Annotated in this window: 20 protein-coding genes; 6 read left to right on the forward strand and 14 right to left on the reverse strand. The window is 58.3% G+C overall.

What is annotated here, in order from left to right; translation table 11 throughout:
* Positions 1-6: 6 nt before the first annotated feature.
* The 6 genes from K3727_09030 to purB form a co-directional block, all read right to left on the reverse strand.
* Positions 7-930 (reverse strand): lysophospholipid acyltransferase family protein, encoded by a 924-nt coding sequence (locus K3727_09030; GenBank protein ID UWQ92902.1) that lies wholly within the window; start codon positions 928-930, stop codon positions 7-9.
* A gap of 8 nt (positions 931-938) precedes the next feature.
* Positions 939-1,910, reverse strand: coding sequence for a DMT family transporter (locus K3727_09035; GenBank protein UWQ92903.1), 972 nt, complete (start codon positions 1,908-1,910; stop codon positions 939-941).
* A 115-nt stretch (positions 1,911-2,025) separates the two neighbouring features.
* Positions 2,026-3,126 (reverse strand): flagellar motor switch protein FliG, encoded by a 1,101-nt coding sequence (locus tag K3727_09040; GenBank protein ID UWQ92904.1) that lies wholly within the window; start codon positions 3,124-3,126, stop codon positions 2,026-2,028.
* Between the two features lie 81 nt (positions 3,127-3,207).
* Positions 3,208-3,756: a hypothetical protein gene (locus tag K3727_09045; protein ID UWQ92905.1), complete on the reverse strand. Its 549-nt coding sequence runs from the start codon at positions 3,754-3,756 to the stop codon at positions 3,208-3,210.
* Positions 3,757-3,857: 101 nt separating this feature from the next.
* On the reverse strand, positions 3,858-4,016 hold the full coding sequence (locus tag K3727_09050; GenBank protein ID UWQ92906.1) for a hypothetical protein: 159 nt from the start codon (positions 4,014-4,016) through the stop codon (positions 3,858-3,860).
* A gap of 133 nt (positions 4,017-4,149) precedes the next feature.
* The gene (gene purB, locus K3727_09055) at positions 4,150-5,454 is read right to left on the reverse strand and encodes an adenylosuccinate lyase (protein UWQ92907.1); all 1,305 of its coding nucleotides are present in this window, start codon (positions 5,452-5,454) and stop codon (positions 4,150-4,152) included.
* 78 nt (positions 5,455-5,532) lie between these two features.
* Between purB and K3727_09060 the strand changes: the two genes are divergently transcribed.
* On the forward strand, positions 5,533-5,715 hold the full coding sequence (locus K3727_09060) for a hypothetical protein (GenBank protein UWQ92908.1): 183 nt from the start codon (positions 5,533-5,535) through the stop codon (positions 5,713-5,715).
* A gap of 144 nt (positions 5,716-5,859) precedes the next feature.
* Here K3727_09060 and K3727_09065 read toward each other — a convergent pair whose 3' ends face one another.
* Entirely contained in the window at positions 5,860-6,117 is a 258-nt protein-coding gene (locus K3727_09065; protein UWQ92909.1) for an adenylosuccinate lyase, read from the reverse strand.
* Positions 6,118-6,339: 222 nt separating this feature from the next.
* On the opposite strand from K3727_09065, the gene K3727_09070 reads away from it, so the two are divergent.
* Positions 6,340-6,696 carry a hypothetical protein gene (locus K3727_09070; protein UWQ92910.1) on the forward strand — a complete coding sequence of 119 codons (357 nt, stop codon included), beginning with the start codon at positions 6,340-6,342 and terminating at the stop codon, positions 6,694-6,696.
* Positions 6,697-6,790: 94 nt separating this feature from the next.
* Here K3727_09070 and K3727_09075 read toward each other — a convergent pair whose 3' ends face one another.
* Positions 6,791-8,002 (reverse strand): bifunctional alpha/beta hydrolase/OsmC family protein, encoded by a 1,212-nt coding sequence (locus K3727_09075; protein UWQ92911.1) that lies wholly within the window; start codon positions 8,000-8,002, stop codon positions 6,791-6,793.
* Positions 8,003-8,242: 240 nt separating this feature from the next.
* On the opposite strand from K3727_09075, the gene K3727_09080 reads away from it, so the two are divergent.
* Together K3727_09080 and K3727_09085 are read left to right on the forward strand one after the other, a co-directional pair.
* On the forward strand, positions 8,243-9,115 hold the full coding sequence (locus K3727_09080; protein ID UWQ92912.1) for a hypothetical protein: 873 nt from the start codon (positions 8,243-8,245) through the stop codon (positions 9,113-9,115).
* Positions 9,106-10,101 (forward strand): Hint domain-containing protein, encoded by a 996-nt coding sequence (locus tag K3727_09085; GenBank protein UWQ92913.1) that lies wholly within the window; start codon positions 9,106-9,108, stop codon positions 10,099-10,101. The genes K3727_09080 and K3727_09085 overlap by 10 nt, the downstream gene beginning before the upstream one ends.
* 2 nt (positions 10,102-10,103) lie before the next feature.
* On the opposite strand, the gene K3727_09090 is transcribed toward K3727_09085, so the two are convergent.
* Positions 10,104-11,447 (reverse strand): Xaa-Pro peptidase family protein, encoded by a 1,344-nt coding sequence (locus K3727_09090; protein ID UWQ92914.1) that lies wholly within the window; start codon positions 11,445-11,447, stop codon positions 10,104-10,106.
* 157 nt (positions 11,448-11,604) lie between these two features.
* On the opposite strand from K3727_09090, the gene K3727_09095 reads away from it, so the two are divergent.
* Positions 11,605-12,354: a DUF3445 domain-containing protein gene (locus tag K3727_09095; protein UWQ92915.1), complete on the forward strand. Its 750-nt coding sequence runs from the start codon at positions 11,605-11,607 to the stop codon at positions 12,352-12,354.
* Positions 12,355-12,438: 84 nt separating this feature from the next.
* On the opposite strand, the gene K3727_09100 is transcribed toward K3727_09095, so the two are convergent.
* The 5 genes from K3727_09100 to K3727_09120 all read right to left on the reverse strand — a co-directional run bounded on the left by K3727_09100 (position 12,439) and on the right by K3727_09120 (position 18,076).
* Positions 12,439-13,305 carry a hypothetical protein gene (locus K3727_09100; GenBank protein ID UWQ92916.1) on the reverse strand — a complete coding sequence of 289 codons (867 nt, stop codon included), beginning with the start codon at positions 13,303-13,305 and terminating at the stop codon, positions 12,439-12,441.
* 266 nt (positions 13,306-13,571) lie between these two features.
* Positions 13,572-14,366: a lytic murein transglycosylase gene (locus K3727_09105; protein UWQ92917.1), complete on the reverse strand. Its 795-nt coding sequence runs from the start codon at positions 14,364-14,366 to the stop codon at positions 13,572-13,574.
* Positions 14,367-14,456: 90 nt separating this feature from the next.
* A complete protein-coding gene (locus K3727_09110) occupies positions 14,457-15,707 on the reverse strand; it encodes an Hsp70 family protein (GenBank protein ID UWQ92918.1) in 1,251 nt (416 codons plus the stop codon).
* Positions 15,708-15,764: 57 nt separating this feature from the next.
* Complete coding sequence (locus tag K3727_09115; protein UWQ92919.1) at positions 15,765-16,979, reverse strand: hypothetical protein; 1,215 nt, start codon at positions 16,977-16,979, stop codon at positions 15,765-15,767.
* Between the two features lie 215 nt (positions 16,980-17,194).
* The gene (locus K3727_09120; protein UWQ93324.1) at positions 17,195-18,076 is read right to left on the reverse strand and encodes an aminotransferase class IV; all 882 of its coding nucleotides are present in this window, start codon (positions 18,074-18,076) and stop codon (positions 17,195-17,197) included.
* Between the two features lie 208 nt (positions 18,077-18,284).
* Here K3727_09120 and K3727_09125 point away from each other — a divergent pair, with 208 nt between their 5' ends.
* Positions 18,285-18,737, forward strand: coding sequence for an Lrp/AsnC family transcriptional regulator (locus K3727_09125; protein ID UWQ93325.1), 453 nt, complete (start codon positions 18,285-18,287; stop codon positions 18,735-18,737).
* The last annotated feature ends 112 nt before the right edge of the window (positions 18,738-18,849 follow it).

Here is an 18,849-nt window from a genome sequence, read left to right on the forward strand (position 1 = left end):
CCCGGTTCAGGCATCCCCGTCTTCGGGTTGAATACCCAGATGCATCCAGGGTTTCCACCGCCGGTGAATCCAGAACCATTGCCCCATGTTCTGACGGACCAGCTTCTCCAATTCGTCGTTGACGGTCTGGGTCATGGTGACCGGGTCGCTGTGTTCGATCGGGGCCTGCATGACGATTTCAAAATCCAGGCCGTTCTGCTTGCGGATGCCATAGACCGGGATCATTTCGGCCCCGTATTTCAACGCCAATTCGGCATTGACCAACGAAGTGACCGCCGGTTTGCCAAAAAACTGAAGCTCGCTGCCACCATGGGCGTGCAGATCGGCGACAATGGCGATGATACCGCCCTGTTTCAGATGGCGCACCATCTCCATCATGCCACGGCGGCCCTGTTCGAACATGGGGGTGCCGATGCGGGATATCGTGCGCACATAATGTTCGTTGAAATAGGGGTTCTTCATCCGTCGGTATAACGCGCCCATGGGGTGCCCGCGGGCAATCAGATTGGCGCGTGCCGCATCGTAATTGCCGAAATGCCCGGTGACCAGAATGACCGGACGCCCATCAGCCCGCGCCTGTTCCAATGCGGCCAGCCCGGGGCCTGTGACTTCGGCGGCATGGGCCCGCTTCAGGAATGGAGCACCGGAATACAGTTCGATGACCGTCCGCCCCACATTGTTGGACACTTCGCGGCACAGCCGATCCACGTCCTGTGTCGACAGGTCAGGCGCAACCAGCATCAGGTTCTTGCGCACCCGTTTGTCGAAACCGGCCAAAGGGGCAAGACGGCTGAGCAGCCATCCCATCGCCGGGACCCGCCATGTATAGGGCACCAGACGGGCCGCGCCGATAATGCCGCGCAACGCGACATTGGCCGCAAAGAATCCCGCCTTTTGCGCGCGGGTGAGCTGGGAAGGGTCGATGGGCATGGATTGGATCAGGCCTTGCGCCGATTGGTTTCTCGGTGCCAGACATAAAGCCCTGAACTGGCAATCACAAGCGCGCCACATATTGTCCAGATGTCCGGGATTTCGGCAAAGAACAACACGCCCCACAGGGTGGCAAAGATCAGCCCGCAATAGGCAAAGGGGGCCAGCATGGCGGCCTCTCCCTGGCTAAAGGCGCGGATCAGGCACAGTTGTCCAACCGTGCCACACAGGGCAATGACCCCCATCAACAGCAGGGATGTTCCGTCTGGTGAAACCCAAAAGAACGGCACAACACAGCTGAGCACGATTGTGCCGAACAACGCAGTGTACAGCATTGATGTCCAAGGGTCTTCCCGGGGGCCGACCTTGCGTGTGAGCAAGGCGTAGCCGGAATAGGAAACCGCGGCTGCGAGCGGTGCGAGCGCTGCCAGAGAAAACACGCCGGATCCGGGCCGGATCACGATCAATGCGCCGAGCATGGCCACCGCAATCCCCGCAACCCGGCGTGGACCCAGACGCTCGCCCAGAAACAGGGCTGCACCCAGGGTGATCAGGACAGGATTGACCGACATCAGCGCCGCCGCATCGCTGATCGGGATCAGGCTGAGGCCAAGGAAGAAAAACCCGGTAGCAAGGAGCAGGAACAGGGATCTGAGCGCCTGAAGACCAGGAAACGCCGTGCGGGAAACCTGACGCAGACGCGGCAGCAAAAGGACGAGCACCAGCGCCATCTGCCCGGCATAGCGCGCCCAAAGCGCGGGCACGACACCTGTGCGCGGTGCCAGTGCCTTGACCCCGGAATCCATCAGCGTAAAGCACAGGATTGCTCCCACCATCAGAAAAATCGCCTTCTGGCCCGAGCCGGCTGTGTCCTGCGATTGGGCCACGGCATCCGCCGCCCGCGTAGAAGCCAGGGCGGCAGGGTCTGCCTGTGGTACAATCGGGGCGCGCGCGGACTTTGGTGGGGGTGCCTGTGTCATGCTACGGGCTTAGGGGCAGGGCGGTGTGCTGTCCACTGTCTTGTCCCGTGCCGTTGGGGCGTTTTGCCCGTGTCCGGCAATGTCGGGATCTGCATGCGCACCGCCGATAGGTGGCTCACGCGGCGTCCTCTTCCCCCTCTGGCAGGATCAGTTCGATATCTCCAGCCTGTTCCAGCCCGCGGATTGCCCCCACGACGGTATTCATTGCGGATTCGCCATCGGCGGGCTTGATCTTGCCCTTTTCCGCCACTTCTTCGCGCAGATTGTCGGCCATCCGGCTCGAAATATTGGAGAGAATGAAGTCGGCGCTGGCCGTGTCCTTGGGGTCCAATGCGGCAAAGGCAAGCGCGACAATCAGATCACCCTGGTCCACTTCGCGGATCACCTGTGGCACGTCACGGGGCGACAGGCGTTCTGCAATATGGGCAAAGGTAAAGATCGACTTGCGTACCACGCTGGCAAAATCGGCGTCTTCTTCGTCCAGGGCGGTCAACATGTCTTCGCGCGTGGTCGCGGGCGACAGGTTCAGGATCGCGCCAACCCGCTCACCGGGACCCGTGTCAAAGGCGACCAGCGGTTTGTCGTCCAGCTGAGCCGCCAGGGAAATCCCGATCCGGTCCACGGTATCGGGAGTGACGGCTCCGGTTTGGGATACGGCATAAGTAATGCGCCGCGCGTCGGGGCCGGACAGTTTCCCCAACAGTTCCGCAGCCTTGGGTACATCGAGCTTGGACAAGATAACGGCGGCGATTTCGGTGCTTTCGGCCTGAACCAGCTCGGCCAGATCCTCGGCGGGCAGGGCGCGCAGGCGATCCCAGGGGTCGCCTGTCATGCGCACACCTGCCTCTTTGCGCAGACGGGCAGCGGTCTGTGGGCTGATCCGACCATCCAGAATGGTCAACGCCCCGCCAATCCCCTTGGGAAAGGACAGCCCAACCCCGTCAAGCATTTCGGCAAACTCCTGAACCACCGAAAACAACGTGTCACGGTCCACCAATCCCATCGTGCCCATCTGATGGGTCAGAACCCCCTGCAATTCGTCGGGCAGCTCCTCGAGCGGAATATCGGCCCCTTCGTTCAGCAGCAACCGGACCACAATCGCTGCCTTTGCGCGCCCCGCGAGGGACGAGATACTGGGTTTGGTCGGAACGGTGTCTGACACATCAACTGTGCGCGCTGCCGTGCCCGGCACCGTCAAAGCGGTCTCCTGCTGCATTCTATCAAGCCTCTGTCTTACACCGGTTTTGCTCCGGGACAGGGCCAGATTAGCGGCAAAGCAGTAAAGAAAAACTGAAGCTCAATACGAGAAAGTCAGCCCGGTTTCCAAAGCTGTGCGCAAGGACGTCTCTGGCCAGGTACCGGCCCCACCGCGGGCGCGGATTTCCTTCCATTGGGCTATGGCCAATTCGGTTTTGCCTTCGGCGACAAATCCTTGGCCCATGTATGACCGCGCCAACAGATTATCCGGGTTCTGCGTGATGGCACGTTGGTAATATTGATTGGCCAGCTCTGCATGTCCCAGTTTGCGATGCGTGAACCCCCAATAGGTCAGAACGCCGTCGTCGTTCTGATCCGCCATCGCAGACAGCACGCCCTGCGCATCGTCATAGCGTCCGGCATAAGCCAATTCGCGTACGGCACCATACAGTGTTTCGGTATCCAGAGATGAGTTCTTGGGCCTGACACACCGCTTCTTTTTCTCATCCCAGACACGCACGCCCTTGCACGTCTTGGTGGTCTCGGACGGTTTCGGCGGGTTGGTCCAGGTGGTTCCACCATTCCCGTTGCCACCAGCCGCAAAGGCAAATCCGGGCATGGCGACGGCCAAAGCAAGCAAAACACGCATTAAAATCACTCCAATTGATCACTTGGATAGAGTTTAGTGCAAAAAAGAACCGGCGCCCCTCAAAACGGAGCGTCCGCAATAAAAAACCTGTGAGATGTGCGTCAGCTGTTGATAATCTTGACGCAACTTTGGCTGTTTGAATCCCAAGTGGTGCCTGCCGCGCAGGATTGCGCCTGATGTTCGCGGCCCGAGCACCCCATTGCCGCTGCCAGGGATGGCAACAAGAGTGCTGCGGTCAGCACAAGAGTTCCGACTTTCATAATCCGTCCTCCCAATTTTGTGGGCGTATCATAGGTCCAGAGGACGAATATCCAAAGCAAAAGATGAAAAACGGTTCGTGAATCAAAAAGACCGGCACAGGGCCGGTCTTTGAGGCGAGTAAGCTATATCAGCTTAGTCTTTGAAGACACGCTTGAAAATCGTATCCACGTGTTTCGTGTGATAGTCCATGTCAAATTTTTTGTTGATCCCATCAGTGCCCAGCGCAGCAACCACATCCGCGTCTGCCAGCAACTGTTCCCGGAAATCGACCCGCTCTTCCCAGACTTTCAACGCGTTGCGCTGTACCATGGAATAGGCATCTTCGCGCGACACACCCGCCTGTGTCAGCGCCAGCAAAACCCGCTGTGACATCACCAGGCCGGGGAATTTGTTCATGTTGTCCAACATGTTTTCCGGGAAGACCAACATTTTTTCCACGACACCGGCCAGGCGGTGCAGGGCAAAGTCCAATGTCACGGTCGCATCCGGACCAATGGCGCGTTCGACCGAGGAATGCGAAATATCACGTTCATGCCACAGCGCCACGTTTTCCATCGCAGGCACCACGGCCATACGCACCAGGCGCGCCAGACCGGTCAGGTTTTCCGTCAGAACCGGGTTCTTCTTGTGCGGCATCGCCGACGATCCCTTTTGCCCCATCGAGAAAAACTCTGCGCCTTCCAGAACTTCGGTGCGCTGCATGTGACGGATCTCGATCGCGACGTTTTCGATCGACGAGGCGATCACACCCAACACGGCAAAGAACATCGCGTGGCGGTCGCGCGGGATCACCTGGGTCGAAATCGGTTCGGGCGACAGGCCGAGTTGGGCACAGACATGCTCTTCGACGGCGGGGTCGATATTGGCAAACGTCCCAACAGCGCCCGAGATCGCCCCGGTGGCCACTTCGTCACGGGCCGCCTGCAGACGGGTTTTGTTGCGATCCATCTCGGCATAAAAGCGGGCAAAGGTCAGCCCCATCGTGGTGGGTTCGGCGTGGATGCCGTGGCTGCGACCGACGCGCACCGTGTCCTTGTGTTCGATGGCGCGGGTCTTGAGCGCGGCCAGAACCCGATCCACACCCTCCAACAGAATGTCAGCCGCACGCACCAGTTGGACGTTCAGACAGGTGTCCAGAACGTCCGACGAGGTCATGCCCTGGTGCACGAAACGGGCTTCTTCGCTGCCGACGTGTTCGGCCAGATGGGTCAGAAAGGCGATGACATCGTGTTTGGTGACGGCTTCGATCTCGTCGATCCGGGCCACGTCGAACTCCACGTCCTTGGCCTTCCACACGGCATCAGCGTTTTCCTGAGGGATCACGCCCAGGTTTGCCATTGCGTCGCAGGCATGCGCCTCGATCTCATACCAGATGCGGAATTTGGTCTCGGGCGACCAGTTGGCAACCATTTCGGGGCGGGAATAACGCGGGATCATATCACGGCCTTGTGTAGTTCATTGGGTTGAGCGCGGTGTAAACTGTGCAGGACATAACGACAAGACGGGAGCGACACAATGAAACGGATGACCCATGTTTTATGGATTTCGGCGATCATGATCGGTGGGCTGGCTGCCCCGAGTCTGGCGGGCAACTCGTCCCAAAGCGCTCAGGTTGCCCAGCAGGCCGGCTCCAATGCATTAAGCACGCTCACCGGATCGCGGAAATCCGGTTCGGGCCATCAATGCAGCGGTCGCTGACCCATTGAGTCCGGGCTTTGGCAGATCTGTCAAAGCCATGTAACTGAACAATAAGCCAATGCCCCCTTCCGACGAGCGGAAGCGGGCATTTAAATCGCGTTTTTGGTCAGGATTGATGGTCGGAAACCGCGTGCCAGCGTGGTCTCATTCGGCCTTCATATGGGCGAACAGGTCTGAATTCATGCAATAATCCGGGGTTTTGTCCAACTCAGTGGTGCCACCTTGCAGTTCGACACAGCCAGTCTGGTTGCTGCATTGGCTGCAACGCATGACGGCGCGACGGTATTTCTGGGCCTCCATTTCGGGATCGCGCCCGATGGCATCGGCAAAATCGACCCCCATTCGTTCGGCCATACCGTTGACCAGATCGCTGCTTTGTCCGACTTTTGTAAACAGGCCCATGTTTCATCTCCTCACATCTGACCGGTGTGCCATTGGCATTGGAGCATTGTGAAGGGATTGCACCGGCTTTCCTTGATGTCGATCAATAACGCGTCAAACCGGGTGCCGAACCGGCAAGCGGGGTCACTAGTTTGTGACTAGAGCGCCCAGTCAGTCTCTCTTAGCGTTGGTGCGAGGCATCAGGGTGATGCAATCAGGGCACGCGTGCGGAAGGGGCAGAGGATGTCGAAGTGGGGACTGAGGAGTCTGGTGTTGGCAACGGGCATGGCAGGTCTGGGACTGCCGGTGATTGCCCAAGAGGGCTGGACGCCCGCACTGGGTGAGGAGATCCGCAGCGCGCTTGAAGGGCGCAGCCTGATCTATGACCGTGGTGCGTGGCAGGATTTTAACGCATCAGGGCGCACATTGTACAATGCGGGACGCGACAGCTGGGGATATTGGGCTGTGCGTGATGATCGGTATTGTTCGATGTGGCCACCGTCGGACATTTGGGCCTGCTACAAGGTCGAAGTCACCTCTACGGCGGTCCGTTTTGTCGATCCGGGCGGCGAGATCACCACAGGCACCTATCGCGATTAAGGCGACCGCCATGCCACGGGCCGGAAAATTATGAATTTTCCGGTCAAAAATCTTATCTAAGATTTTTGCCACCGCCCGTGGTGAAGGGCGTTCCTCAGATCAACCGGGTCACCACATGGGCAGAATGTTCCAAGGTGCGATGTACCGGGCATTTGTCGGCGATTTCCAACAGCTTTTCCCGCTGTGCCTGATCCAACCCGCCTTCGAGCCGGATGGACCGGGTGAACTGGTCGATCTTGGATGGCCCGCCCGGAGCGGCATCCTGGGCATGGACCTTGTCGTGGCTGATGTCGACGCTGACACCATCCAGCGGCCAGCCCTTGCGCCGGGCATACATGCGAATGGTCATTGACGTACAGGCCCCAAGCCCGGCCGAGACCAACCCATAGGGCGTCAGCCCCTGATTGGTTCCGCCATACGCCAGCGGCTCATCAGCCAAGATATGGTGATCGGGACCGGATTGGATATCCTGCAGGAACCCGCCGGGGTCGGCCTCGGTGACACGCAAGACGCCCTCCGGAGCACCGGGCGGCGGGGCCGGGGGGCACAGGTCCAGATACCGCTGCACCCAGGCCGAAATAACCTCTGCGGCGTATTCCGCGTCTTCGGCGCGCGAGATCAGGTGGTCGGCGTCATCCAGCGTGACAAAGCTTTTGGGATGTTTGGCAGCCAGAAAGATCTGTGAGGCGTTTTCGATGCTGACGGTTTCGTCGCGGGGACCATGCAACACCAGCAAGGCCGCCCGCAGGTCCGAGATCGCTGGCGCGAGCTGTTCCTGATTTATGTCGTGAATAAAGTCGCGTCCAATACGGAATGGGCGCCCCCCCAACGTCACATCCGCTGCGCCTTCGGTTTCAATCCGAGACAGGGCATCGGTGAAATGGTGGGTCACATGGCCAGGATCGAATGGCGCGGCCAGGGTGACCACGGCCTTGATCGACGCAATCCCCTCCCGCGCACGCAAAACGGCGGCTCCACCCAGCGAATGTCCGATCAACAACTGAGGTGCCATATTGCGCCCGTCCAGATAGCGGGCCGCAGCGATGAGATCCTGCACGTTCGAAGTAAATGTGGTGTTTTCGAATTCTCCTTCGGAATGTCCCAACCCGGTGAAATCGAACCTGAGCACCGCAATTCCCATTCCGGCCAATCGCCCCGCAATGCGCCGTGCGGCGGGAATGTCCTTGGAGCAGGTGAAACAATGGGCAAACAGCGCAGTGGCCAGAACCGGCCCATTGGGCAGGTCCAGACGGGCGGCCAGCTGATTGCCGTCATGGCCGGGAAAAGTGATGCGTTCCGTATTCATCGTGTCGAGATCCTTTTGGCGTTCCATCCAAGATGCGGCAGCGACCAGCCCGCGCCAACCCTTGTGACACTCAGGTCGCGCGAAGGTGAGCAGTCGGGAGTGTGACGGCATCATGGCGCACCGGCGCCCTATGACCCAATGGCACCCACGGGATTGCCATGTTCGCCCCGTACCAAGCGTCTACCTGAATGAAATCCCACCCGCGCCCCGCGGTTCGTGGGATACCGAAAGGGTGGTCAAATGTTGGATGGAGCAGGACAGAACGGCACCGAAACTGGCGCAGACCCGGGCTTGTACGCGTTTGTGCGTGCGCGCATTGAAGGGGGGCATGACCAATTGTATCAGGCCCTGGGGTGTCCCCAGGATGCCGAGGCGCTGGAATTTCGCCTGCTCAAACGCGGCAGTCGTGCGTTTTCTCTGGAATGCAGGGCCGGGACCACGTCTGCTCTTCTCAAGATCTTTTGCGGCCCTGACGCCGGAGCGGCCTATGCGCGCGAAAAGATGTCGCTGATGGTGATGGCACCAACCGGGTTGGTTCCCGGGATGTTGGCAGTATCTGATCAAAGGCACTTTCTACTCGAACACTGGCACAACCCTGTTGCCTGGCCCGAGACGTCACAGCGTGCGCCTGCGGTTGCGGCGGCACGACGGATCGGGGATTGGATTGCCCGGTTCGATGCGCGCGCGCCTGCGGGAAGCCGGTGCGGGAACTGGTTTGAATATCTGACAAAATGCGGCGGCGACATCGACCTGGGGCAGGTGCCTTGCGCGCGTGATATCCTGTGTGACATTCCGCTGTGCGGCACGGTTCTGTCCCGCAATGACGGTGCGCTCCACAATTTTCTGGAAACTTCGACGGGCGATCTGGTCGGTTGTGATTTCGAAAACGCGCGGATGAAGCCGCGGGGCTGGGATTACATTCAGGGATACATCAGTTTGATCGAACGATACCCGGAAGCGGCACAACAGGTGATCCAAGCCTATACGGAAGGGTTCAGCCATGCCCATCGGGGGGCTTTGTTGGTCAATGAGCTGAACGATGTTGCCCGCATTCTGTTTTGTGCCCGCGCCACACAGGGCCGTGCCCCACAGGAGGTGTTGTCGTGGCAGTAGAGGTTCTGACAGTCACCCTTGGACAGACCCGCAAGATCAAGGGAAAGGATCTGATTTCAGGCGACGAAGATGACAATCAGATCGTTACCGTTTTGGACGGCGGCGACCTGCGCAATTCCTATGTGTTTGAATTCTGGGGCAAGGGTACGCCGACCGAACCGGGGGCCGGGCCGGGCGGGGATGATGAATTTCATTTCGACCTTTCCGGCTTTGATGATGATTTTTCCATTTCGATCAAAAGCTTTGATGAAGGTGACTGTTTCTCGTTCACCAATTTTGACAGCTATTCGGTTGTCGGGAACACCTACACATTTCAATACACAGGGTCGGATGGGCAACCGCATACGGTTTCCATCGATGCAGAGTCGACAAATGGAACCGGGGTTGCCTGTGTCATGGTGTGTTTCGTGCGGGGCAGCCGTATCCGGACACCCGCCGGCCCGATGGCCATCGAGGATCTGAACGCCGGCGATCAGGTCATATGCGGTGACGGTCAGTCCCGTGAGATCCGCTGGGTCGGGGGGCGCAAACTGTCGGCTGCCGATCTGATGGCGCATCCCGACCTGAAACCTGTTCGGTTCGGCCGCAATGCCATCGCGCCGGGGCAACCCGACGCCCCGCTGTTTCTGTCGCCGCAACATCGGGTGTTGTTGCGGGACTGGCGGGCCGAACTGCTGTTTGGCGACAACGAAGTGCTGGCCGCGGCGAAATCCTTGGTCAACGACACCGATATCCGGGTGCAGGAGCCCTGTGGGGATGTCGAGTATTTTCACATTCTGCTGGATGGGCATCACACCGTTTTTGCCAATGGGGTCGAATGTGAAACCCTGATGCCGGCGGAATTGATGCGCAATGCGTTACCGGCCAAAGCCCGCGATGAGATCGCCCATATCTTTCCTGATCTGGTCGGGAATTTGGCCAGCTTTGGGCAATTGTACCGCAGGGCGTTGAAACCATTCGAGGTCAACGCCCTGCGGATGACCTGAGATCAGGCCTGGCCCATCAGGGCCGGGTCAAACGGGTATCTGGTCAGGTTTTCATGTCCGTCTTCGGTGATCAGCACCTGATCTTCGAGCTTGATCGAGAAGTCGCCGCCTTCGGGGCTGACCAACGCCTCGACGCATAACACCATGCCCGGCTCCAGCTCATAGTCAAAAGCACCTTCGACCATGGCATCAGGATAGGCGACCAGTGGCCATTCATCGCACAGACCAACCCCATGCATCATGCAGCCGTATTTTTGTTTCTGGTACTGGCTGTCCAAGGGATGGCAATTGCGCGACAGATCCTGAATGTTCACTCCGGGTTTCAGCATCTCCATGTTCTTCATGATGTGTTCATGACCATGCTGCATGGCATAGACCATATCCGCGGGTGGCTTTTGATCGCCGATCCACCAACTGCGTGAAATATCTACGCAAATGCCGTAGGATCCGACCAGATCAGTGTCAAAGCTGATGATTTCATTGTTCTGGATGATGCGTGGGCCGCATTCCTGGAACCAGGGATTGGTCCGGGGACCCGAGGACAGCAGCCGCGTTTCGATCCATTCGCCACCACGTTTGATGTTTTCGGCATGAAGCACGGCCCAGACATCATCTTCGGAGATGCCGCCACCAGGTATTTGTTCGCGGGCAAATGTCTCCATTTCCCCCACGGCGATCTCGCAGGCGACCGACGCGCACCGCATGGCCAGGATTTCATCAGGGCCTTTGACCGCACGGCATTTTTCAGTCAGTTCTTCGCCTGGCATGACTTCGATGCCCTGCGCTTCGAGCGCGCGCAGACCAGCGATCATGATCTTGTCCACGGCCAGGCGTTTGTTGCCTTCTGAATGTTCTTTGAGCAGCTTGCGTACCTCATTCGAGAACACATCCGCCTGCACATCCACCCGGTCACCACGGTCGAAATAGAACAGATCGGCACCAGCGCGTTGTTCTTTGACCAGGGGGTTGTATTCGCTGAGGAACGGCGACTGTTTATAGTCCCAGATCACCATATAGCCATCGGCACAGATCATCAGCGCGCGAAACGGGTTGTGGGTGTTCCACAGCTGCATGTTGGTGCTGTCGGTGGCATACCGAATGTTGAGCGGATCAAACACCAACAGCCCGCCATAGCCACGCTCGTTGATGAATTTCACCAACCGCTCCCAGCGAAACTGCCGCATCCGTTGCAGGTCGGGCAGGTGCAAACCGGCCTCGGCCCACTCGGAAAAGGCCAATTGGGTCGGGCCGATTTCGACACGGTTGTTGTCGTTAGGTGTGTTGTCGCCCAGCGTTGCACCGCGTGTGGGGTCGATTTTGCGGGTGTCGCGATAGTGTTCGTTCATGGCTGGTCCCTGTCTGGCAACGATTCCCGAACGAGTGTGCAAAGCGTCGCGGCGTCCATCTTGCCCATTTCCGACATTCCTGACACATGTGTTCATTAATCTGTCGCCGGCGATCAACCCGCCACAGCCCCGGTCGCCCCCAGCAGCGGAGCCTGATATGGACCCCATTGTACAGGAACGTATCCCCTATGACGTGTCAGGCAGCCACAGGCTGCCGGGCGTGCGTCCGCTGTCCATGGATCAGGTGATGGTGCGCGATGAGGCCTTTGCCGGACAGATGGCGGAACGCGACAGGGTGCTGCAAACGCGGCGACACGATGTCGTGGCGCTGCAGGATGGGGCCAAGGCGGCAGCCGATGAGCTGTTGGATCTGGTGTTGAACCTGGCCTATCCCGCACAGGCAGGGGCCGCGGTGGTGCGTCGACCAGATACCAAATCCGTATCAATTGACCGGACGGACCCATTGGGAACGGTTGGCCGGTTGGTTCAGGAGGATTTCTGCATCTTGCAAAAACAGGGGGATGAACACGTTCTGACGGGGGCGGTTTTGTGTTTTCCTGCAAGCTGGATGTTGTCGGAAAAGATAGGCCGCCCTTTGACGGATATCCACATGCCTGTCGATGGCTATGACCCCGGCGTTGCCACGCGTGTGCAGCGGCTGTTTGACGGGGTACAGCCAGGGCGGCCCATGTGGCGGTTTAACGTGCTGCGCTACAATGATCCGGATTTGCATCAGCCCCGCAGCCAATACGCAAGGCGCGGCGATCAATCCGACAAGAATGCAAAATATATCCGCAGTGAACGGCAGGTCATTCTGAGGCTCCCCGAAACACGGGCGGTGGTTTTCTGCATCCACACCTTTGTCGTGTTCAGCTGTGCCGGGGATTATTCGACCATTCCCGGCTGAGCTCGCGTAGAGGACAAACGATATGCGCCCACCGAACTTGCGAATTTGCAATTTCGGTGGGTGGAAATCGTTATATGCTTTGCATCAGGGCAGGTAGTTGACCACACTGGCCAGCGCGCCCGAGCTTTGTAGCATCACCAGCAGGCCGGTCAGCGACAGAACATGGGTGTTCAGGCGGAAATCTTCGCCCCTGACCAGATTGACAGCGGCCAGCGAAACCGCAACCGGTGCAGAGAGGAACACGACCATACCCGTCATTCCCCAGGTTGCGAGCCTGCGAATGTCGCTCGCGGCCTCTTCCTGGTCCGGAGACAATTCGGTCGGATGGGGGCCGACCCGAAAGGCCAGTGCCAGAGTTTCCTCCTGGGTGAGGTCGATCAACCCGACTTCACCGCTATGCGGAACCTGACCCAGAATGGTGTCATAATGTTCCATCAGGTCGGGCGCAGTTTCATCCACATCGGCAAAACGCTGACCGTGCTGGTCCAGGATCTCCTGGCGACCACGGACACGGCGCGGCGAAATATGGGAAAACGCTCCCAGGAACTCATCGATTGGCAGCGCCGTGTCCGGGTCCATCCATTCGACCTGTTCGGCGTCGCAAATGTCGACCATGCGATACAGCAGCACGACCATCATCAATTCGGTGATATCGCGATCTTCGCGCCCCGGAAGGACCGGGGTGAATTCGATAGCGATCCTTTGGATCTGGTCTTCATAAGAAGGAACTGCCTGCCCGCAGTTCATGTTTCCAAGGTCCTCAAGTTCGAGGTTGACCTTGTATTGGCTCGTCAGAACGACGGCTGACTTGCCGCCTTGGATAGTCTGGCGTTCGACCGGGTGTCCATAATCTTCTAAAGTTGCCGACACGATCCTGCTGAATTGGTCCAGCGGGTTTTCTGCGTAACCATAGAATACTAGTCCACCGTGATATCTGCCTGTAGTGGTCACGATGACGTCCTCCAGTTGCCTTCATTACGGTTAACGCTACGCCGTGAAAGAGATTAAAATGTGACGCAAAACAGAAATTGCAGCGGCACGTATGATCTGGGTGACGTTGGGTTCGAAAACTGGATTCCCCTGTGTTTCAAGGCGCATCAGGTAAATTAGTTGTGAAAAATTAAGCTTTGGGGCAAAACCTTGGCGTGGATTGGTCCGCATTCAGCCACAAAAGGGAAAAAGCGGATTGGATTTCCGCAGACCAGGGGACAATCTGTTCAGCGGTCGATCTGGGCTCCCATGATGGCGATCGCCTTTTGATAGACCGTGGCGGCGTTCCATTCCTTGATCACTCGGAAATTCGGTTCGCCCGGTTGATACCCTTTGCCAGGTCTCCACCCTTTTTTGCGCAGGTAATAAGCCGTCGATGCCAGGGCATCCGCCTGGTTGTAGAAATCGATGCGCCCATCGCCGTTTCCGTCCTGCCCGTATTGCAACGCATTGCCCGGTAGAAATTGGGTGTGCCCCAGTTCGCCATGTTTTGCCCCCAATGTCGCAGGAGTGATGGCCCCCTGATCGACCAGCTTGAGCGCGCCAATGGCGTGGGGCACAAAGAATTCAGACCGACGGCAATCATAGGAAAGGGTCACGATGGCCGACACGATCTGGCTGTCGCCCATGAAGCTTCCAAATGCAGTTTCCATGCCGTGAATGGCGATCAACACGCCCGCGGGCACACCGTATTTGCGTTCCAGTGCCGCGTAAAAATTGGCATTTCTTGCCTTGCGTTTGCGGCCCTGCGCAACGATCGTGGTGGACCCGCGCACTTTCATGAATTTGTCCAAACTGTATTTGAACGACTTCTGATTGCGGTCAGCAGCAATCGTGCGGGTGGCATATCGTGACTGCGCCAGCGCCTTGAGCCCGGGAGATTTCACCCCAGCCTGTTTCGCGGTTCTGGCGAAATCCTTTTTCCATGCGTTGAACCCAGCAGATGTATTTCCGCATGGCGCAGCCAAAGCGCTGGTTGCGAGGCTTGCAAAAACAACGGCGGGAAAAACAAGGTGACGCATGAAACCGGCTTTCAAAACAAGGACATTGCCTATTAGCCTAAGCCATTTGTTCCGAATTGCCAGCCAAAACACGGCCCGGGCGTATTCGCATCAGGCAAAGGCTGAGGTAGACGCCAACGCCAGCCCATCAGCCACCGCCGTCATTGCATTGGCATTGTGGATTCGGGCGTTGGGACACAGTTGGCGCAGGTCGGTTGCGATCGCGTCCAACAAGGACGATCCGCCGACCAGAACGATCCGGTTGATCCGTGGTGGTGCAATTTCGGCCAGTGTCAGCGCCTGTGTGGCATGGTCGGTGATTTCGCTGACCTGATCGCTCAGCGACCGGTTCAGCGCCTCAGATGACAGCGGCACCGTCAGGCCGCGTTCCAGAACCTTCAGATCGATGCGTGGGGCCGGATGATCCGGCTGGTTGGCCAGGATCTTGCCGCGTTCCACGGCAAAGGCCACATCATGGCCCAACTCGTCCTCCAGCACGCTGACCAACCGGGTCAGCTTGGCCGGCTCAACCGCGTGTTGGGCCAGGTCGCGTGCCTTGCGTCGGGTGTCGGCGCTGTAGAGGAAGGGAATCATCTGCCAGGTGGCCAGATCGTTGAAGATGCGGTTGGGTGCGGGCAGGGTACCCTGGCCAAAGCTGTTGCGGATGGCGCTGCCCCGACCCAACAGGGGCATGACGTGATCAATGCTGAGCCGGCGGTCAAAATCCGTTCCCCCCAACCGCAACCCGTGCGAAATCAGCACCTGGGTGGTGCCATCGCCCTGTTGTTCGAACACGGTATAATCCGACGTTCCGCCACCGATGTCGACAACCAAACCCAATCCGGCCTCTGGCGCGGTTGCACGCAGGGCGGCTTCGGGTTCATACATGAATTGCACATCTGCAAAGCCAGCCCGCAGATAGCAGTCGCGCAGGTCTATTTCTGCCTGCGCATTGCGCGCTGCATCCTGGCTGTGAAACAGCACGGGACGCCCGGACAGCGCATGGGTAAAATCCTGATGCGTGGCGGTTTCTGCCCTGGTTTTCAACGCGCGCAGAAAGCGGGCGATGATGTCGATGAAATCCATCTCCTGTTTGTAGATCCGCCGTTTCTCCCGCAACAGCGGCGTGCCCAGAAGGCTCTTGAGCGCGCGCATGAACCGGCCTTCGTCGCCTTCGATCAGCGCCTGTGTGGCGTCGCGACCGATCCGCATGGTGCTGGCCCCATGATCAAAGAACACGGCCGTCGGCAGCGTGGTTTCACCCGCCTCTACATCAATCAGCCAGGGACGACCGGCAACCGTTACTCCGGCTGCGGAATTCGATGTTCCAAAGTCGATACCAAGTGTGTTGGGTGCGGCCATGGCGCGGCTCCTGTCGATCAGCAGAGCCGCGCTGAATATCGGTTGCTTGTGCCGGAATCAAGACTGCAGAACGGCAATGACTTCGATCTCGATAACCATGTCCGGATATACCAGATTGGGCACAGGAATGCCGGTCGTGGCCGGGCCGGGCGCGGTGTAGGAATTGGAGCGGATCAGCAGATTTTCATGCAAGGCCTCGGCAGAGGCGCTGCCCTGATAAAAGGTGGTGACCTTGACCACATCATCCAGATCGGCCCCGAATTCGGCCAGGACCCGTGCCACATTGCCCATGGCAATGCGGGTTTGGGCCACCATATTGCCGGGTTCCAGCACATTGGCCTGCGCATCCAGGGCAACCTGACCGCCGACGTGGATGACCTGCCCGGATTTGACACCGTGTTTATAGGGCAGGGCAGTGGTCCAGTTCCAATGCCCGTCAGGCCAAACATGGCTGATCTGACCGTTGGTGCCGATACAGGCTGTGGCAGCGATGCGGGTCGTCAACCCGTCATGGGGAAAGGACGGCACCGGGATGCCCGTCGGTGTCGGACCGGGATCGGGGAAATATTCGGCGCGGATACGGGCAGAGATTTCCCAATCTTCGGCTGTGCCATCGCCCCGATAGAATGTGTTGACCTTGACCACATCTTTCAGATCGGCCCCCGCGGTCTGCAAGGCGCGCGACAACCGGTCCATCATCAGTCGCGTCTGGGTCACGATATCATCGGGGTGGGCGACAGATCCATCGGCGGCCATGGCCGTCATGTCACCGGTAAAGATCATGTCGCCGCATTTGATGACATGCGAAAAGGTGGCGGGCAGAGCAGGCATGTCATCCAGATAAAACGTCTGACGCGGCAGGGTGCCGCCATCTGCGTCACGCATGGCGACACCTTCGATTTCGCACAGCATGTCAGGGTAACACAGCTCTGGCAGGTTGATCAGATTGACCACCGGCCTGACCTCGGGGCCGATGATGTCGGCCATCTGAGCCAGCAGCCGGGATTCATCCTGTGCGTTCCCGACATAATAGACAACCAGCCGCACCAGATCCCCGAAACCGGCTCCCAGATCGTTTAGCAGGTCCGACATATAGGCCATGGAATTGCGCACCTGGCAGTCCAGATCTCCGATATTTCGCACGTTGCCCTGCGCATCCAGATCCACCTGACCACCTGTAAAGATCAGATCCCCCGCCCGCACCGCGTGATGGTGGGTCAGCCGGACCGGCCAATCCCAATGCCCGTCCGGAAAACTGTATTGTCTGGTCATGTTGTGGGGGATCCTTGGCATGTGGAACTGGCGAGAGTCGCAAGTAAGCACAGGTCCGGGACACCAGCCAAGTGTATTTCCGACCGAGGCCGGTCGCCTGGCCACAAAAAATGGTGCCTGATTTGGCACGCCTCAAGCCAGAAGTGTTGTAGCCCCAATGGCGGCTGGGCGGACCAGGCCGTCATCCAACTGGAGGCCAGCATTATTGCGTCGCCTTACTGGTCAGTTGCTCCTGGGTAGCTGACAACGCTCCGATATCTGTCGTCCGCGTGGAGCTGCCAATAGAGCGCCATCATGCGTTCTGACAGCAGGCCCACTTCTCCCGATCCAATGGGCTGCCCATCTATTTTGGAGACAGGCATGACGCCTCCGGCTGTTGATGTGACAAAGACCTCATCCGCCGATTTCAGGTCTTTAACCGCAATATCCTGCGCGTGACACGGGAGGCCCATTTCTGCGCAGAGGTCAAAGATGGTCTGACGTGTAATGCCCAACAGGACGCTCAGGTTGGGTGTTGAAACCACGCCGTCTTTCACTGCAAAAATATTGAATCCGGGTCCTTCGGATACGTTGCCGTTGACGTCAATCAATACTGCTGTGTCCGCCCCCCGTTCATAGGCCGCATACAGCCCCTTCACCATATCCAGCCAATGGTAGTTCTTGACCGTCGGATCGACCGAGGATGGCGGGATGCGCAGAACATCCGTCACGGCCAGGTGCAGGCCACGTTCCATCTGTTCCTTGTTGGCGACAGAGCCGAATGGAATGGCGAACGCAATAAGACGGTTTTCTGCATCCCGTGGGTCCCGGCTGAACTCCGGGGATGTCCCTCGGGTGCAGATGAATTCCACATAAGCGTTCTCGAGCCCGGACAAGGCCACGCAATTGTGCAGGATTTCCGTCACTTGGGCTGCGTCATATGGAATCGACATATGCAGTTCCGACATCCCGCGAAAAAAACGCTCCAGATGGTCGCCCAATCTGAAAAAAGCGCCGTTCCACACATGGACGACATCATAGGTCGCGTCTGAATGAAGAAACCCATAGTCCAGAACCGAAAGCTTCGCCTCCTGGATCGGCAAATACTGTCCGTCCATATAGGCAACGCCGGGTGGGTAGGTGCGAGGGTCGACGTGGCGCGCGGTTAACTTGGGCAATTTGTGCATGATCGAACTTTCGATGAAAAGAGTCGGCTGGTCCGATTAAAAGTATCGGGTTTTCCTGAGCATTTTGCCTGATATTGAGTATGCTGCCGGGCAAGATGATGCAAATTTGGCAAGGAGCGTGAACAATATGCCTGTCACACTGGATGACACCGACAGGAAGCTTCTGGAGCTGCTTCAGCGCAACAATCGCCTGACGGCAGACGAGTTGGGGGACCATGTCGGAACGTCACGCTCGTCGGTTCAACGGCGCATGAAACGGTTCCGGGACGAAGGGGTCATCGAAGCGGACATTTCCGTCCTGTCCGCCAAAGCCGTCGGGCGTCCTATGACCTTTATCGTAGAAGTGGAACTGGAACGCGAACGCACTGACCTGCTGGATGAATTTCGCCGCTCAATGCTGGCGTTGGATGATGTTCAACAATGCTACTACGTCACAGGGCACACTGACTTCATTCTGATTGTCACGTCCGCGGATATGGCCGCATATGAAGAATTCAGCCGACAGGTGTTTACGGACAACCCCAACATCCGAAGGTTTCACTCAAACGTCGTGGTGAGCCGCGTCAAAGCTGGTTTGCAGGTGCCGCTTTAGCATTTCGGCCGGGGACATCTATTGTTCGACGAATGCCCATTCCGGTCCCAAACCGATCTTTGGGGGTGTTGCAGATCGCTCCCGGGGTGGGGCGCGGGCTGCAATACGATTG

The sequence above is a fragment of the Rhodobacteraceae bacterium M382 genome (assembly GCA_025141015.1).
Taxonomy (GTDB): domain Bacteria; phylum Pseudomonadota; class Alphaproteobacteria; order Rhodobacterales; family Rhodobacteraceae; genus Aliisedimentitalea; species Aliisedimentitalea scapharcae.

What these genes read in the sequence shown, in the direction of transcription:
- K3727_09030 (UWQ92902.1), bottom strand. Translation starts at nt 930, where the DNA reads ATGCCCATCGACCCTTCCCAGCTCACCCGCGCGCAAAAGGCGGGATTC.
- K3727_09035 (UWQ92903.1), bottom strand. Translation starts at nt 1,910, where the DNA reads ATGACACAGGCACCCCCACCAAAGTCCGCGCGCGCCCCGATTGTACCA.
- K3727_09040 (UWQ92904.1), bottom strand. Translation starts at nt 3,126, where the DNA reads ATGCAGCAGGAGACCGCTTTGACGGTGCCGGGCACGGCAGCGCGCACA.
- K3727_09045 (UWQ92905.1), bottom strand. Translation starts at nt 3,756, where the DNA reads ATGCGTGTTTTGCTTGCTTTGGCCGTCGCCATGCCCGGATTTGCCTTT.
- K3727_09050 (UWQ92906.1), bottom strand. Translation starts at nt 4,016, where the DNA reads ATGAAAGTCGGAACTCTTGTGCTGACCGCAGCACTCTTGTTGCCATCC.
- purB (UWQ92907.1), bottom strand. Translation starts at nt 5,454, where the DNA reads ATGATCCCGCGTTATTCCCGCCCCGAAATGGTTGCCAACTGGTCGCCC.
- K3727_09060 (UWQ92908.1), top strand. Translation starts at nt 5,533, where the DNA reads ATGAAACGGATGACCCATGTTTTATGGATTTCGGCGATCATGATCGGT.
- K3727_09065 (UWQ92909.1), bottom strand. Translation starts at nt 6,117, where the DNA reads ATGGGCCTGTTTACAAAAGTCGGACAAAGCAGCGATCTGGTCAACGGT.
- K3727_09070 (UWQ92910.1), top strand. Translation starts at nt 6,340, where the DNA reads ATGTCGAAGTGGGGACTGAGGAGTCTGGTGTTGGCAACGGGCATGGCA.
- K3727_09075 (UWQ92911.1), bottom strand. Translation starts at nt 8,002, where the DNA reads ATGAATACGGAACGCATCACTTTTCCCGGCCATGACGGCAATCAGCTG.
- K3727_09080 (UWQ92912.1), top strand. Translation starts at nt 8,243, where the DNA reads ATGTTGGATGGAGCAGGACAGAACGGCACCGAAACTGGCGCAGACCCG.
- K3727_09090 (UWQ92914.1), bottom strand. Translation starts at nt 11,447, where the DNA reads ATGAACGAACACTATCGCGACACCCGCAAAATCGACCCCACACGCGGT.
- K3727_09095 (UWQ92915.1), top strand. Translation starts at nt 11,605, where the DNA reads ATGGACCCCATTGTACAGGAACGTATCCCCTATGACGTGTCAGGCAGC.
- K3727_09105 (UWQ92917.1), bottom strand. Translation starts at nt 14,366, where the DNA reads ATGCGTCACCTTGTTTTTCCCGCCGTTGTTTTTGCAAGCCTCGCAACC.
- K3727_09110 (UWQ92918.1), bottom strand. Translation starts at nt 15,707, where the DNA reads ATGGCCGCACCCAACACACTTGGTATCGACTTTGGAACATCGAATTCC.
- K3727_09115 (UWQ92919.1), bottom strand. Translation starts at nt 16,979, where the DNA reads ATGACCAGACAATACAGTTTTCCGGACGGGCATTGGGATTGGCCGGTC.
- K3727_09120 (UWQ93324.1), bottom strand. Translation starts at nt 18,076, where the DNA reads ATGGACGGACAGTATTTGCCGATCCAGGAGGCGAAGCTTTCGGTTCTG.